The 14122-nt window shown below is 69.2% G+C and carries 13 protein-coding genes; 6 read left to right on the plus strand and 7 right to left on the minus strand.

From position 1 onward, the window contains the following. Positions 1 to 208: 208 nt before the first annotated feature. The gene (locus tag BLW84_RS04035; protein ID WP_093261410.1) at positions 209 to 523 is read left to right on the plus strand and encodes a bifunctional 3-phenylpropionate/cinnamic acid dioxygenase ferredoxin subunit; all 315 of its coding nucleotides are present in this window, start codon (positions 209 to 211) and stop codon (positions 521 to 523) included. After that, a complete protein-coding gene (locus tag BLW84_RS04040) occupies positions 520 to 1686 on the plus strand; it encodes an NAD(P)/FAD-dependent oxidoreductase (protein ID WP_093261412.1) in 1167 nt (388 codons plus the stop codon). Before BLW84_RS04035 ends, BLW84_RS04040 begins: the two co-directional genes overlap by 4 nt. A gap of 24 nt (positions 1687 to 1710) precedes the next feature. On the opposite strand, the gene BLW84_RS04045 is transcribed toward BLW84_RS04040, so the two are convergent. The 4 genes from BLW84_RS04045 to BLW84_RS04060 form a co-directional block, all read right to left on the minus strand. Then, positions 1711 to 3063: an HNH endonuclease signature motif containing protein gene (locus tag BLW84_RS04045; protein ID WP_093261414.1), complete on the minus strand. Its 1353-nt coding sequence runs from the start codon at positions 3061 to 3063 to the stop codon at positions 1711 to 1713. 571 nt (positions 3064 to 3634) lie between these two features. Continuing rightward, on the minus strand, positions 3635 to 4309 hold the full coding sequence (locus tag BLW84_RS04050) for a DedA family protein (protein ID WP_093261416.1): 675 nt from the start codon (positions 4307 to 4309) through the stop codon (positions 3635 to 3637). A 123-nt stretch (positions 4310 to 4432) separates the two neighbouring features. Continuing rightward, entirely contained in the window at positions 4433 to 6013 is a 1581-nt protein-coding gene (gene dacB / locus BLW84_RS04055; RefSeq protein ID WP_093261717.1) for a D-alanyl-D-alanine carboxypeptidase/D-alanyl-D-alanine endopeptidase, read from the minus strand. A gap of 74 nt (positions 6014 to 6087) precedes the next feature. Then, a complete protein-coding gene (locus BLW84_RS04060) occupies positions 6088 to 6696 on the minus strand; it encodes a LysE family translocator (RefSeq protein ID WP_093261719.1) in 609 nt (202 codons plus the stop codon). A gap of 92 nt (positions 6697 to 6788) precedes the next feature. On the opposite strand from BLW84_RS04060, the gene BLW84_RS04065 reads away from it, so the two are divergent. Then, complete coding sequence (locus tag BLW84_RS04065; protein ID WP_093261418.1) at positions 6789 to 7301, plus strand: Lrp/AsnC family transcriptional regulator; 513 nt, start codon at positions 6789 to 6791, stop codon at positions 7299 to 7301. Here the strand turns inward: BLW84_RS04065 and tesB are convergent, their stop codons facing one another. After that, entirely contained in the window at positions 7302 to 8234 is a 933-nt protein-coding gene (gene tesB, locus BLW84_RS04070) for an acyl-CoA thioesterase II (protein WP_093261420.1), read from the minus strand. 72 nt (positions 8235 to 8306) lie between these two features. Next, positions 8307 to 9728, minus strand: a complete 1422-nt coding sequence (gene pyk, locus BLW84_RS04075; protein ID WP_093261721.1) for a pyruvate kinase — start codon at positions 9726 to 9728, stop codon at positions 8307 to 8309. Positions 9729 to 9802: 74 nt separating this feature from the next. On the opposite strand from pyk, the gene BLW84_RS04080 reads away from it, so the two are divergent. Next, the gene (locus tag BLW84_RS04080; protein ID WP_093261423.1) at positions 9803 to 10174 is read left to right on the plus strand and encodes a VanZ family protein; all 372 of its coding nucleotides are present in this window, start codon (positions 9803 to 9805) and stop codon (positions 10172 to 10174) included. Here the strand turns inward: BLW84_RS04080 and BLW84_RS04085 are convergent. Beyond that, entirely contained in the window at positions 10152 to 10874 is a 723-nt protein-coding gene (locus BLW84_RS04085) for a DUF2461 domain-containing protein (RefSeq protein WP_093261425.1), read from the minus strand. The two genes, BLW84_RS04080 and BLW84_RS04085, sit on opposite strands and share 23 nt — an antisense overlap. A 356-nt stretch (positions 10875 to 11230) precedes the next feature. On the opposite strand from BLW84_RS04085, the gene BLW84_RS04090 reads away from it, so the two are divergent. Together BLW84_RS04090 and BLW84_RS04095 are read left to right on the plus strand one after the other, a co-directional pair. After that, positions 11231 to 11584 carry a nuclear transport factor 2 family protein gene (locus tag BLW84_RS04090; RefSeq protein WP_093261427.1) on the plus strand — a complete coding sequence of 118 codons (354 nt, stop codon included), beginning with the start codon at positions 11231 to 11233 and terminating at the stop codon, positions 11582 to 11584. Positions 11585 to 11698: 114 nt separating this feature from the next. Beyond that, a complete protein-coding gene (locus BLW84_RS04095; protein ID WP_093261429.1) occupies positions 11699 to 14053 on the plus strand; it encodes a LuxR C-terminal-related transcriptional regulator in 2355 nt (784 codons plus the stop codon). The last annotated feature ends 69 nt before the right edge of the window (positions 14054 to 14122 follow it).

A 14122-nucleotide genomic window follows, 5' to 3' on the forward strand; every position in this document is an offset into this window, starting at 1 on the left:
CGCGATGCGCGCCAAGTTTCGTTGAGAGCAACACCGTCGCCGGTAGCGCCGGGAGCCGTCAAGAGCGCGAGACGGGTTTTTCGGCCGTGTAACACGAATGGAGGCCGCGCACGATGTGCCAACCGAACCCCTTGACGAGCCCGGGACCGAAGCCGCACATTGTTGCGCATCGCACTCCGTGTTCTGGATAGCGCAACGGAGGTCCAAGATGTTCGAAGCCTGCCGAGTGTCCGATCTGCCACCCGGCGAGTCCGTCCGCATCGAGGCGCATGTCCCGATCGCGGTGTTCAACGTGGAAGGCGACCTCTACGCCATCGACGACACCTGCACCCACCAGGACGCCTCGCTGGCGGAGGGCTGGGTGGAGGACTGCCGGGTCGAGTGCCCGCTGCACGCGGCGGCGTTCGACCTGCGCACGGGCCTGCCGTGCGGCCTGCCGGCGAAGCGCCCGGTGCGGACGTACCCGGTGCAGGTCGCAGACGGAACGATCTACGTCGAGACCGAAGCGCAGGAAGTCGCATGAGGGCGGTCGCGATCGTCGGCGCGTCCCTGGCCGGCTGGCGAGCGGCGCAGGAACTGCGCGCGCAGGGCTTCGACGGCCGGATAGAGCTGATCGGAGACGAACCGCACCGGCCGTACGACCGACCGCCGCTGTCGAAGGACTTCCTGGCCGGGAAGCAAGAAGCGAGCGACCTCGCGCTGGCGGAGGAACCGGACCTCGCCGAAGTGGACGCGACCTGGCGCCTGGGCCGCCGCGCTGTCGCCCTGTCGACGACGGACGGTGCGATCGAGCTGGACGACGGCACCCGCTGCCTAGTGGACGGGATGGTGATCGCAACCGGCGCAACCCCGAGAACGCTGCCCGCAACGCCACCAGGAGTGCACACGCTGCGAACCCTCGACGACGCGATTGCCTTGCGCGAAGACCTGCGCCCGGGAGCGCGAGCGGTGATCGTCGGTGCCGGATTCGTGGGCGCCGAGGTGGCATCGACCTGCCGAGCGCTCGGTCTCGGAGTGACGGTGGTGGAGGCGCTAGAAGTTCCGCTCGCGCACGTCGTGGGCCCGGAACTCGGAGCGGTGTGCGCGGCCCTGCACGAGGACCACGACGTGCGACTGCTCTGCGGAGCGGGAGTCAAGCGACTGCACGGCGAGCACCGGGTCACGGCGGTCGAACTGACGGACGGCACCGTCCTCCCTGCCGATGTGGTGGTGATCGGCATCGGAGCCCGACCGAACACCGACTGGCTGCAAGGCTCGGGCGTGACGGTGTCGAACGGCGTGCAGTGCGACGCAGGCGGAGTCACGAACCTGCGAAACGTGGTGGCGGTCGGCGACGTGGCCAGCTACAGCACGCCGAATGGAGCGCAGCGGTTCGAGCACTGGACAACGGCGCTGGAACAACCGGCAACGGCGATCCACAACCTCCTCGCGGGCCGCACGGCGCGGCACTTCACGGCGGTGCCGTACTTCTGGTCAGAGCAATACGGGGCCCGAATCCAGTTCGCGGGCCACGCGACCCCGAAGGACGAGATGGAAATAGTCGACGGAGCACCGGACGACCGCCGCTTCGTAGCCCGGTTCCACCGAGCGAACGAAACAACGGCAGTCCTAGCGATGAACAACCCAAAGCTGTTCACCAAACACCGCAGACAACTAGCCTCAAAATCCACAACACCGGTCGGCTGACACCAGCGCCACCAAATCCGGGCGTCACGAATCGCCCGCCGGGCCCCGTGGTGCGGGGATGAGGCCCCGGAGGTATTCGCGGTGCTGGGCGGGTAGTGCTCTGCCGCCTGGTCTGGGTGTTCGTCTGGGGTCCACTGTGGGCGGTGGAATGAACTCGGGTCTCCCATCGCACATGGCGATCTCCCACCGTTGGTTGTGGAGTGTGCGGTGGTGGTGACCGCAGAGCATGACCATGTTGTCCAGATTGGTGGCGCCGCCGTCGACCCAGTGCTCGACGTGGTGCGCCTCGGGTGTTCCCGGCGGCCGGTCACACCCGGGGAACGCGCACACGCCATCACGTCGGAGCAGTGCGGCGCGGATGTGGGTAGGTGCGGTGCGTTTCGCCCTGCCCACATCCAGCGGCAGGCTGTCGCCGTCGAGAACCATCGGCAGTACCTCAGCGTCGCAGGCGATGCGGCGTACGTTCTGCGCGGTAATGGCACGTTCGGTATTCAAGGCGCCGGGCATGCCGTCCTCGTTGACGAACCCCAGACCCCGCTTCAAATCGTCGAAGTCGATAGAGATGGCCATCTGCGGACGCTGCCCACCAGCACGCGGCATTCCGTCATGGTCCAGCGCCAGGTCCAGCAATGCCGCGAAACCGTCGGCGTTCCGCTGCCCCGTCGTGCGGGGGTCTTTCTCCCCGTCGATCTCGGGGCGGGGTGCGGCGAGGGGTTGTATGAGTGCGGCGAACTTCGCCCCGGTTTCGCGGTCCAGCTTGGCTTTGATGACAGTCATGCCATCCCGGGCGGTCGCGTAGTGAAGTTCGCGTGCTTCGTGCTGGTTTTCCTCGTTGCGGTAGGCGCCGTCTTGGTCAAGGAGGTAACGGATGCGTTCGGCGAGTTTCTCCAGCTCCCTCGGCGACATCGTCCGCGCATACCCGGCGAGAGTCGCCTCGACCTCGGCGACCTGGTGACAGCGAGCGTACTCGGGTAGGCGCCGGATTCCGTTGACGATGACACGCGCGTGCTCCAGCCCGATCGCACCCTCAGACAAAGCGGCGGCGGTGTCGGGCATGTCGGGCGGCATCGTCTCGCCATACAAGCTCCGCCGGTCTTCGACGTTACGGGCGACCGTGACGCGGGTTTTCGCGTCACGCGGATCGATGTTGAGCAGTCCTTGTAGCCAGACTTGTAGTGATCGGGCGGTGGTGTCGGTGTGGATGGCGCGGTGGTCGGCTTCGGCGATGCATTGCAGCTGTTCCCACAGCAGCACCCGCATCTCCTTCTCCAACCCCTGAATACGGGCCGCGAGTTCAGTATCAGTGCATGACACCACCGACTGTGCGGGCGGCGTGGCCTGCACAGTCAAGTCCTGGGTGTTCAGTAGCGGTGTCATGCCAGAATTGTCCCGCACTCGAACTTGTGTTCGCACGTTTTTTATGGTCGCTTGATCAGGTGAAACACCCCACCCAAGACTGCAAATACCGCCCCATGCCAAGGAAAACGGTCACGACACGCCGAAGGCGACCCCATCCACCACCAAACCCAGCACCACCATCGACCACGCGCACGGCACCCGACGACCAGAGGTCAATTCCCAACGAAATCGCGCCCTCGCCACGCGACCCGACCCCGCCAATGGATCAACCCGAAACGGAACCCCCACCAGCCCTAGCCAACCCGAAAAACCCCACCCCGCGACGAAAGCCGCGAACGAGCCATCCCACTCCGGGCCATCCCCGCGATACAAAGCCGAACCGGGGCTGCGTTCCGGATGTCAAGCCTGAAACCCCGAAGGGGCGGCCGCCAGGCCGGGCTTGACCTCCGGAACGCAGCCCCCACAATCCACCAATCGCGGGGATGGCCCCAAAACACGCCGAACCCCCAAAAGCCCCAACCCCAACCCCAACCCCAACCAAAAAACAGGCCCCCAGGAAAACCCAAGAGCCTGCCCAACCCCCCAAAAGTCAAGCCGCGGACTCAACATCCTCCAGCGCACCGTCCGAAGAAGCCTCCGAAGCAACGGCGGCCCGCTGAGAACGCCGCCGCTTGGCGTACCAAACCGCCACCCCGACAAGCAGGACAACAACGACCAGCACCCAACTGGCCCGCCCCAACGTCTCCTCGATGTACTTGGCCGAAGCCCCGGCGGCCCACCCGATGCTCACATGCGTCGCGGACCAAGTGATCGCCCCGATCAGCGAAGACACGAGGAACCGCCCGTAAGACATCCCGCTCGCCCCGGCCGCGGCCGGCATCAGGGTCCGCACCACCGGCAGGAACCGCGCCACCAGCACGGCCCCCACGCCCCACTTGCACAGCAGCTCCCCGGCCCGGTCCCAGTGCTTCTGGCCGAGCTTGCGCACCACCTTGGTCTCGCGCATCTTCAGCCGGTAGCGGCGCCCGAGCCAGAACCCGATGTTGTCGCCGACCGCCGCGCACACAGCGACGACGGAGGCCAGCAGGATGAAGAACCCGACGTCGGTCACCGCCGCGGAGGCGATCAGCAGGCCGCTCTCGCCGGGCACCAGGAAACCCAGGCCGATGGTGCATTCGCCGAGCACCAATGCGCCGGTCACCAGTACCAATAGCGGCTTCGGCAAGCCTCCGACGACTGCCAGAATGTCGCTGATGAAGGTCACGGGACGGGCTCCTAGGCATGCGTGCTGGCATTACCCCCTTCACGCTACCGGCGTAACGGCGGCCCAGTCTCCGGAATGCCCCTTAGCCGTCCCTGAGACCGGGCTCACACCGGCCCTTCCGGGTCAGCAAGCCTTCACCCACGAGCATTCCAGGGCGGTTTCGTCGACCGGCGTGCCCGGGTCGTCGACGTGCGTGCGCGATTTCGGCACGTGCACCCGGCCGCTCGGCCGGTCGTCGGCGCCGTCGTACTCGGCCAGCCTGATCGCGATCGCATCCTCCAGATCGCGCGGGGAACCGGTGAGGAAGTCGTTGAACACCACGGAGAAGACCAGTTCGCGGCCGTTGGCGGCGGTGACGTAGCCGGACAGCGAGGTGACCCCGGTCAGCGATCCGGTCTTGGCGTGGACGTTGTTCTCCGCCGCGGTTCCGCCCATCCGGTTGCGGAGCGTGCCGCCGACCATGCGGTCCGCTACCCCGGCGACCGGCAGCGCGTCGTACCAGGACCGGAACCACGGCCGCTCGCGCACGTTGTCCAGCAGCAGGGCCAGCTGATCCGGCGTCACCTGGTCCATCGTGGACAGACCGGAGCCGTCCACCACGCGCAGCACGTCCGGGTTCACGCCGAGGCCGCTCAGCTTCTCGGTCAGCACTTCGAGCCCGGCCGACCAGCTGCCCTCGCCTCGGACTTCTCGCCCCATCGCTTTGACCAGGACTTCCGCGTGTCCGTTGTTGCTCAGCTTCAGGAACGGGACCAGGAGTTCCCGCAGCGGCATCGACTGCCGCGAGGCGAGCGCCCGAGCGTCGGCCGGCGCGGCTCCCTCCCCCGTCCCCTTGACCACCACGCCGTGCGCGGCCAGCGCGCGGGCGAAGACGTCGGCGGCGTACGCGGACGCGTCCGGCACCGAGGTGAGGTCTTCGAACGGCTGCGAGCCGGCCGGCACGCTCCCGGTCACCACCACCCGGGATCCGCCGTGGTCGCGCTGCACGGTCACGTCGGGTTCGCCGTCCGCGGCCGAAGTGGTGGTCCGGTTGTCGATCTGCACGACGCCGGTGGCCGGTTCCAGCCGCACATCGGCCCGGCTCCCCTCGGCCGTCGGGCTGACCCGAACGAGCGCGGTTCCGGCGTCGAAGTCGGTGTTCGGCGCCACGGTCAGCGCAGAAACCGGTGCGGCGTAGTAGTAGGGCTCGTCGTCCCACGCCCAGCCGGTGCCCAGCGGCACGTCGTCGAACCAGGTGTCATCGGCCAGCAACCGACCGTGCACGACCCGAACCCCGGACGCCGCAACCTGTTCCGCGAGCCGTTCGTAGTCGGCGGCGAGCAGCGTCGGGTCGCCGGTGCCGCGCAGGTAGAGGTCGCCGAACAGCGCCGGCCCCTGCTGGCGCCCGGCGGTCACGACGTCGGTGCGGAACCGGTAGTCCGGCCCCAACGCCTCCAGCGCCGCGGCCGAGGTGAGCAGCTTCGCGTTCGACGCCGGAGTCGCGCGGTCGGTCGCCTGCCTGCTGTAGAGCACCTCGTCGGCGGCCGGGTCGCGCACCACGACTCCGGCGTGCGACCCGTTCAGCCGCTCATCGGCGAGGATGTCGTCGAGGTCGACGCGCAGCGCGTCCGGCCCGCTGGGGGCCGCTCCGGACGGCGCTACGAAGGCGACCGATGCGCCCAGTGCCGCGGCGAGCCCGAACGCCAGTCCCCAGCGTCGACGCATGAGCAGCTCCCTCGGCTCGCCCGGACGGATCATGCAGAGTAAGCACGATCATCACAGGCGGTCAACGGAATTGCTCAGCCGACGGCGATCGCGGTCGCCATGGCCAGCAGCGCACCGCCACAGCACCGCTCGAAGACCTTCCGCCGGCGCGGGTCGGACAGGAAGGCGGACAGCCACTGCACCGAGGGCACCACGACCAGCCACCACGCCGCGAACGCGGCCACGGCGACGCCGCTGAGCAGCGCGGCCTGCTTCACCGGCTCCGCCGCCGGGTCCATGGCTTGCGGCAGCAGCGTCAGGAAGGTCAGCATGACCTTCGGGTTGAGCACGTCGGTCAGCAGCCCGCGCAGGAAGACGGCGCGACCGGAACTGGGCACGTCCACCTCCGGGGCCCTGGCCACCGCTCCGGACTTGCGGAGGATCTGCAGGCCCATCCAACCCAGGTAGGCGACGCCGATCACCTTCACCACCAGCAGCGCCGCGGGCACGGTCATCACCAGCGCGGACAGCCCCAGGGTCGCCGCCGTCGCGTGCAGAAGCAGTCCGCAGGTGACCCCCGCCGCCGCGAGCCAGCCCCAGCGCGCGCCGTTCGCGGCGTTGCGCGTCACCAGCACGAAGTCCGGCCCCGGTACCAGGACGATCACCAGCAGCGCCAGCAGGAACGACCCCCAGGCGATGTGCACGACTGCTCCTTCGAATCGAATCAGCGGTGGATTGCCCATATCTTCCGCCGTTCGTTCGCCGTCTCGCCAGTTGCGCCGTAGCATGTTCGGTTATGCAGGAATCTGTAGAACTGGATTCGGTCGACTGGCGGATCTTGGAGGAATTGCAGAACGACGCGACCTTGCCGAACCGGGTGCTCGCCGAGCGGGTCGGATTGGCGGCTTCCAGCTGTCTGCAACGGGTTCGGCGACTTCGGGAACAGGGCGTGATCACCGGGTCGCACATCGACGTCAACCCGGCGGCGACGGGGCTGGCGCTGGAGGCGGTGGTGGCGATCAACGTCCGCCCGCACACCCGGCAGGTCGTCGACCAGTTCCGGGAGTTCGTGATGGGGCAGCCTGAAACCCGCTCGCTGCTGCACGTCAGCGGTCAGGCGGACTTCCTGCTGCACGTGGCGGTGGCGGACACCAAGCACCTGCAGGAGTTCCTGGTGGACAAGCTCGCGTCCCGCACCGAGGTCCGGCACTTCACCAGCTCGATCGTGCTGGAGGAGCTGCACACGCGAGCCCTGACACCGCCGCGGCAGCTGCGCCCGAAGCGCCGCCGCCGGTCCGGCGAGGGGTGATCAGTCGCCGACGCGGAGCAGGCCTTCTTGCACGACGGTCGCGACCAGCTGGCCGTCGCGGGAGAAGAACCGGCCCGTGGCCAGGCCGCGAGCGCCGGAGGCGCTGGGCGAGGCGCAGTCGTAGAGCAGCCACTCGTCGGCGCGGAAGCGCCGGTGGAACCACATCGCGTGGTCCAGGCTGGCGCCGTTGACCTTGTCCAGGCCCCAGTACACGCCGTGCCGGGCCAGCACCGCGTCGAGCAGCGTCATGTCGGACGCGAAGGCCGCGATGCACACGTGCAGCAGGTCGTCGTCGGGCAGCACGCCGTCGGCGCGCATCCACACCTGGCTGCGGGCCTCGCGCGGGCGGCGGCTCATCCACGGCGGCTCGGTCACGTAGCGAACGTCGATCGGCCGCGGCTGGGCGCGCCCCAACTTCTCGATCATCGAGCCGATCTGCTCGCCGTAGGTCGGCAGCGTCTCCGGGTCCGGGACCTCGGGCATGGGCTCGGCGTGGTCGATGCCGTCCTCGTCGACCTGGAAGGACGCGGACAGCGAGAAGATCGTCTTGCCGCGCTGGACGGCGACCACTCGGCGCGTGGTGAACGACCGGCCGTCCCGGGTGCGATCCACCTCGTAGACGATCGGGATGCTCGGGTCACCGGGCCGGATGAAGTAGGCGTGCAGCGAGTGCACCCGCCGCTCCGGCGGCACCGTGCGGCCTGCGGCGACCAGCGCCTGGCCGGCGACCTGACCGCCGAACACGCGGACCGGCGACGCGGCCGGGCTGACGCCGCGGAAGATGTTCTCCTCGATGCGTTCGAGGTCGAGCAGCGCGACCAGGCTGTCCAGCACCGGTTGGCCGTGCGGCATGCCGTTCACGTCGAGCGGAACCTCGCCCTGCAGGTGGGTTCCGGACGGATCGGCCGCGGCGGCTCGGGCAGCTTCGGTCACTGCGCGCTCCTTGGGGTTGTACGCCGGATCTCCGGACGGGAGCGCCGGGTGGCTCCCGTCCGAGAATGCGGATCAGACGTGGTCTTCCTCGCCCAACCGGTGCACGCGGATGAGGTTGGTGGAACCGACCGTGCCGGGCGGCGAGCCGGCGACGACGACGACCATGTCGCCGCGCTGCGATCGGCCGATCGACAGCATCGCCTGGTCCACCTGCCGCACCATCTGGTCCGTGGTGTCCACCTTAGGCACCAAGAACGTCTCCGTCCCCCAAGTGAGAGCGAGCTGACTCCGCACTGATTCCTCGGGGGTGAACGCCAGCAGCGGCAGCCTGGTGTGCAGCCGCGCGAGCCGGCGCACGGTGTCGCCGGACTGCGTGAAGGCCACCAGGGCCTTGGCGTTGAGGCGTTCGCCGATGTCGCGCGCCGCGTACGAGATGACGCCTCGCTTGGTGCGCGGGACGTGGCTCAGCGGCGGCGGTGCCGTCGATCCCGCCTCGACCGCTTCGACGATGCGCGCCATCGTCTGCACGGTCTCGATCGGGTAGCGGCCGACGCTGGTCTCGCCGGAGAGCATCACCGCGTCGGTGCCGTCGAGCACCGCGTTGGCGACGTCGGAGGTCTCCGCGCGCGTCGGACGCGAGTTGTTGATCATGGAATCGAGCATCTGGGTCGCGACGATGACCGGCTTCGCGTTCTCCCGCGCGATCCGGATCGCCTTCTTCTGGACCAGCGGCACGTGTTCCAGCGGCAACTCGACGCCGAGGTCACCGCGGGCGACCATGACGCCGTCGAAGGCCAGCACGATGGCCTCCAGGTTGTCCACCGCTTCCGGCTTCTCCAGCTTCGCGATCACCGGGACGCGGCGGCCGACCCGGTCCATCACCTGGTGCACCAGGTCGATGTCGGCCGGGCTGCGGACGAAGGACAGCGCGATGAAGTCCACGCCCAGCTCGAGCGCGAACTCCAGGTCCTCGATGTCCTTCTCGGACAGCGCGGGCACCGAAACATCCATGCCCGGCAAGGAAATTCCCTTGTTGTCCGAAACCGGACCACCTTCCGTCACCTCGCAGATGACGTCGGTGTCCTCGACGCCGGTGACGGTCAGCCCCACCTTGCCGTCGTCGACCAGGAGTCGGTCGCCGACCTTGGCGTCGTTGGCGAGGCCCTTGTACGTGGTGGACACCCTGTCGTGGGTGCCCTGGACGTCGTCGACCGTGATGCGCACGATGTCGCCGGTCCGCCACTCCACCGGCCCGGCGGCGAACTTGCCGAGTCGGATCTTCGGTCCCTGCAGGTCGCCCAGGATGCCGACGGCGCGACCGGACTCCTTCGCCGCGGCTCGGACCATCTCGTAGACCTGCTGGTGATCGGCGTGGCTGCCGTGGCTGAAGTTCAGCCGGGCGACGTCCATTCCGCTGCTGACGAGCTCAGCCATCTTGTCCGGTGTGGCGGTGGCTGGGCCCATGGTACAAACGATCTTGGCTCGTCGACTCACGTTATGCCAGCGTAGTCTGTTGACCGACGCGCGCAGCACGCAGCCATGCCTGTCGACGTGGATCGGGGAGATCGTTGCTGGATCATTACAGAACGCGGCTCACCCGGATTCCGTTCGGCGTCGCGGTGCTGGCCAGCCTGCTCATCCTGTTCATGCCGGCGTCCGGGGTGCCGACGGCGCCGCCGGGCACCGACAAGGTGGTGCACTTCGTGCTGTTCGCGGCGCTGGCCGCGACCGGCCGGATCGCCGGGTTCCCGACGTCGCGGCTGCTGCCGGCGCTGGTCGGCTACGCGATCGCGTCGGAGATCATGCAGGGCCTGCTGCCGATCGGGCGCAGCTGCGAGGTCACCGACGGCCTGGTCGACGTGGCGGGCGCGGCGGCGGGCTGGGCGCTCATCTCGGCGGCGCGGCGGGTGCGGCGAATCAGCGACGCTTCTTCTCGGTGACTCCGATGTGGTCGGCGCACCACTGGTTGAGCTCGCGCACCGCGCGCCAGGACTGCCGGACGCGGTCGATGCAGGCGCGCTCATGCAGGACGTCGTCGGCTTCCCAATCGCGGGACGCGTAGAGCGTGCGGTGCCGCAGCAGGTCAAGCCGGGGATGCCCGGCGGAGAACCCGCGCGGCCGGCTCTTGAGCGCCTCCCCCTCGATCCCCCAGCCCTGCTCGACGAGCGCGGCCAGCAGCGACCGCAGCCGCTCGCCGTGGATGTCGGTGTCGACGGCGGCGCGGAACCGGGCCAGCTGGTCGGACTCGGTGTGGTAGCAGCCCCCGGCGACGAGCATCCCGTCCGCGCTGACCTCGACGTAGTAGGCGCCGCCGCCGCGCCCCAACTCGATCACGGCGCCGCAATGCGTCTTGTAGGGCGACTTGTCGGCGCTGAACCGGACGTCCCGGTGCGGCCGGAAGACCTTGCCCTGCCCGAATCCCGGCCCGAACTCGGGCTCCAGCTCGGCGAGCAGCGCCTCCATCGGCGCCCGTACCTGCGCCCGGTAGAACGCGAGGTTGTCGTTCCAGTAGGCCTTGGCGTCGTGCACCTCGCGCTGCGAATCCACCAGGCCGGCCTGGACCCGTTCGAGCCCTTCGAAGAACTCGCCCACTCCCCTGCCGAAGCCCTCGAACCTCGGCCCTGCGCTTTCGCCGCCCACTGCTCCTCCCCCCGTTGCCCCGACGATGATCCGCGATCGCCCGTCGTCCGCGTGCCGGGGGGGTGGAGAAAGAACTGCGGCGCCTGACCGAACCTGGGGATTGCCGGTCAGGCGCCGCAGCCATGAAACCGGTCATCGGACTGCGACCTCGATGACCGATATTCAAAAGACGCGAACGTCACTCGCGTGCCCCAACATTAAGCAAGCCGCTGGCATATACCAACTCGATACGGAATATGCCACCCCTTCGGGCGAAAGGACGGCCGCCACGAGCCCGGATCACGCGAGTCCACAGTGGCCACCTGCCGCCCGCGCGAGCGAAAATTCGCGTGACCGCAGCCTTAGGCTCGGAAGCCATGGACGAGGACTTCGAGACGGTCATCAACAGCGAGCTCGAACTGCTCACCCCCGGGGTTCGCGCAAATGACGATGCGGTGCGGGCGCTGCTGCACGAGGACTTCCGCGAGTTCGGCGCATCCGGGACGATCTGGGACCGGGAGACGGTCGTGCACGCGACCCGCGCGAGCAGTTCGACGCCGATCCAGGCGGACGACCTCCGGCCGGTGCGGCTCGGCCCGGACGCGATCCTGCTGACCTATACCGCGCGGATGGAAGACTCGACCTCCCTCCGGACGGCCATCTGGATCCGCGCAGACGGCGCCTGGAAGCTGCGCCACCACCAGGGAACGCGCCTCCCGCCGGGATCGTGAACCGGTTCAGCCGAGCACCGGAACCTCCGCATCGTGCTCGCCGGACTCCGGGCCACCGCCTAGCGCGGAACAAGATCCCAGGTCAGGGGTCGCGCAGCGGGTTAAGCTCGGGATGTGGTCTCCACTGCTCGAGCCCGTGTGCGGGAGTCAGCGGGCAACCTCCCGGCCGACGTCACGAGCTTCGTCGGCCGACGCCGCGAGATCACCCTCACCAAGCGGCTGCTCGCCGAGTCCCGGGTGGTCACCCTCACCGGCCCCGGTGGCGTCGGCAAGACCCGGCTGGCGATGCGGGTCGCGGGCAACATGCGCCGCACGTTCCGGGACAAGTCCTGGTGCGTCGAGCTAGAGGACGTCCGGGACGGCTCGCTGGTGGTCGACGCGGTCATCGAACAGCTCGGCATCGGCGGCCCCACCGGTGGGGAGGACATCGACACCGTCATCGAGCAGCTCAAGACCCGCGAGATGCTGCTCGTGCTGGACAACTGCGAGCACCTGATCGAGGACGTCGCGCTGCTGGTCGACGCGGTGGTGCGCTGGTGCCCCGGGGTGCGGGTGCTGGCCACCAGCAGGCAGTCCCTCGGCGTCGCAGGCGAGGCGACCCTGGTCGTCCCGCCGCTGCAGGTCCCCGACATCGAGCACCCGCCGCCGCCGGAGGCCTACGAGCAGTTCTCCTCGGTCCGGCTGTTCGTCGACCGGGCCCGGGCCGCGGTCCCCGAATTCGAGGTCACCGCCGACAACGCCACCGCGCTGATGCGGCTCTGCCACCACCTCGACGGCAACCCGCTGGCGATCGAGCTGGCGGCCGTCCGGCTGCGGTCGCTGTCGCTGCAGCAGCTCGAAGAGCGCCTGGCCGAGCGCTACGACCTGCTCACCGAGGGCCGCCGAGGCGCACCGGCCCGGCAGCAGACGCTGCGCGCGCTGATCGACTGGAGCTACGAGCTCGCCTCCGGCCAGGACCGGCTGACGTGGGCGCGGGTGTCGGTGTTCTCCGGCTCCTTCGACCTCGCCGCCGCCGAGCACGTGGCCAGCAACGGGCTCTCGGACGCCGACGTGCTGAGCGCGATCCACTCGCTGGTCGACAAGTCCGTGCTGATGCGCGAGGAAGAAGGCGGCGAGGTCCGCTTCCGGCTGCCGCACACCCTGCGCGAGTACGGCCAGGACAAGCTCGTGGGGTTCGGCGAGCTGAAGGCCATGCAGCAGCGGCACTGCACCTGGTACGCCGACCTGGCCGGGCGCTTCGCCGCGGAGTGGATCGGCCCGGACCAGGTCACCTGGGTCAACCGGCTGCGCAGCGACCACGGGAACCTGCGCGTCGCCTTGCGCACGGCTGCGGCGAATCCCGAGACGGCCGGGACGGCGCTGCGGATGTGCACCGACCTGTGGCAGTACTGGGGCATCCGCGGCCTCAACGGCGAAGCCCGGCACTGGCTCGACCAGGTGCTGGCCACCGCGCCCTGCGAGACGCCCGAGCGGGTGCGCGCGCTGCGGGTCAGCGCCTGGTTCGCGCTGCTGCACGGCGACGTGGAGACCGTGCAGCCGACGCTGGAGCAGGCGACGGTGCTGGCCGCACAGCGTGGCGAGGAGACCGAGAAGGCGCATCTGGCGCTGGTGCGCGGGATGGCGGCGTTCGCCCAGAACGACTCGCCGCGGGCCGCCGTGCTGGTAGAGGACGCGCTGGGCCAGTTCCGCAAGCACGAGATCTCCGTCGGCGAGCTGTTCGCCCTGTTCGGCCTCGGCCTGATCAAGGGCCTGGGCGAGGATCCCGAGACCGGGCTGGGCGTGCTGGCCGAAGGCACCCGGTTGTCGGGCGGCCGCGGCGAGCTGTACTGGCATTCGTACCTGCTGTGGGCGTCGGCGCAGGTGGAGGCGCGGCGGGGCGACCTCGAGCGGGCGGAGGCCGCGGCGAAGGAGGCGCTGAACCTGCAGCGCAAGCTGGACAACCGGCTGGGCATCGCCTTCAGCATCGACACGCTCGCCTGGATCGCGCAGCAGCAGGGCAGGCACGACCGCGCCGCCCGGCTCTTCGGCGCGGCTTCGGCGGTGTGGGACGCGGTGCGCGCGGCGCCGGGCTTCTGGGCGCGGTTCGCCACCGACCACGACGAGCACGAGGCGCAGGCCCGGACCGCGCTCGGCGAGTCGGCCTTCCAGGACGCGTTCGACCGCGGCCGCCAGCTGTCGCTGGCGCACACCGTCGACTTCGCGCTGGAGGTCAAGCGGCACGCGCGGCCGCGCACCGAGGACAACGTGCACCCGATGCCGCTGACCCGGCGGGAGCAGCAGATCGCGGAGCTCGTCGCGCAGGGCAACACCAACAAGGAGATCGCCGAGAGCCTGGTGATCGCGCAGCGCACCGTCGAGGGCCACGTGCAGAACATCCTGACCAAGCTCGACTTCTCGTCCCGCGCGCAGATCGGCGGCTGGGTGGCCGCGCAGAAGGCGAGTGACGCGAGCGACATCGCCCCCAGATAATCTCACTTTGGGTAGTTGCGACCTTCCGAAACGTCGCCCATCTGGGCGAATCTAGGTATCCGTGTACGT

It is taken from the genome of Saccharopolyspora shandongensis (assembly GCF_900106995.1).
GTDB lineage: Bacteria > Actinomycetota > Actinomycetes > Mycobacteriales > Pseudonocardiaceae > Saccharopolyspora > Saccharopolyspora shandongensis.

Bases quoted from the DNA above. Each gene is read 5' to 3' on its own strand.
- BLW84_RS04035 (WP_093261410.1), top strand. From the start codon at position 209: ATGTTCGAAGCCTGCCGAGTGTCCGATCTGCCACCCGGCGAGTCCGTC.
- BLW84_RS04040 (WP_093261412.1), top strand. From the start codon at position 520: ATGAGGGCGGTCGCGATCGTCGGCGCGTCCCTGGCCGGCTGGCGAGCG.
- BLW84_RS04045 (WP_093261414.1), bottom strand. From the start codon at position 3,063: ATGACACCGCTACTGAACACCCAGGACTTGACTGTGCAGGCCACGCCG.
- dacB (WP_093261717.1), bottom strand. From the start codon at position 6,013: ATGCGTCGACGCTGGGGACTGGCGTTCGGGCTCGCCGCGGCACTGGGC.
- BLW84_RS04065 (WP_093261418.1), top strand. From the start codon at position 6,789: ATGCAGGAATCTGTAGAACTGGATTCGGTCGACTGGCGGATCTTGGAG.
- BLW84_RS04090 (WP_093261427.1), top strand. From the start codon at position 11,231: ATGGACGAGGACTTCGAGACGGTCATCAACAGCGAGCTCGAACTGCTC.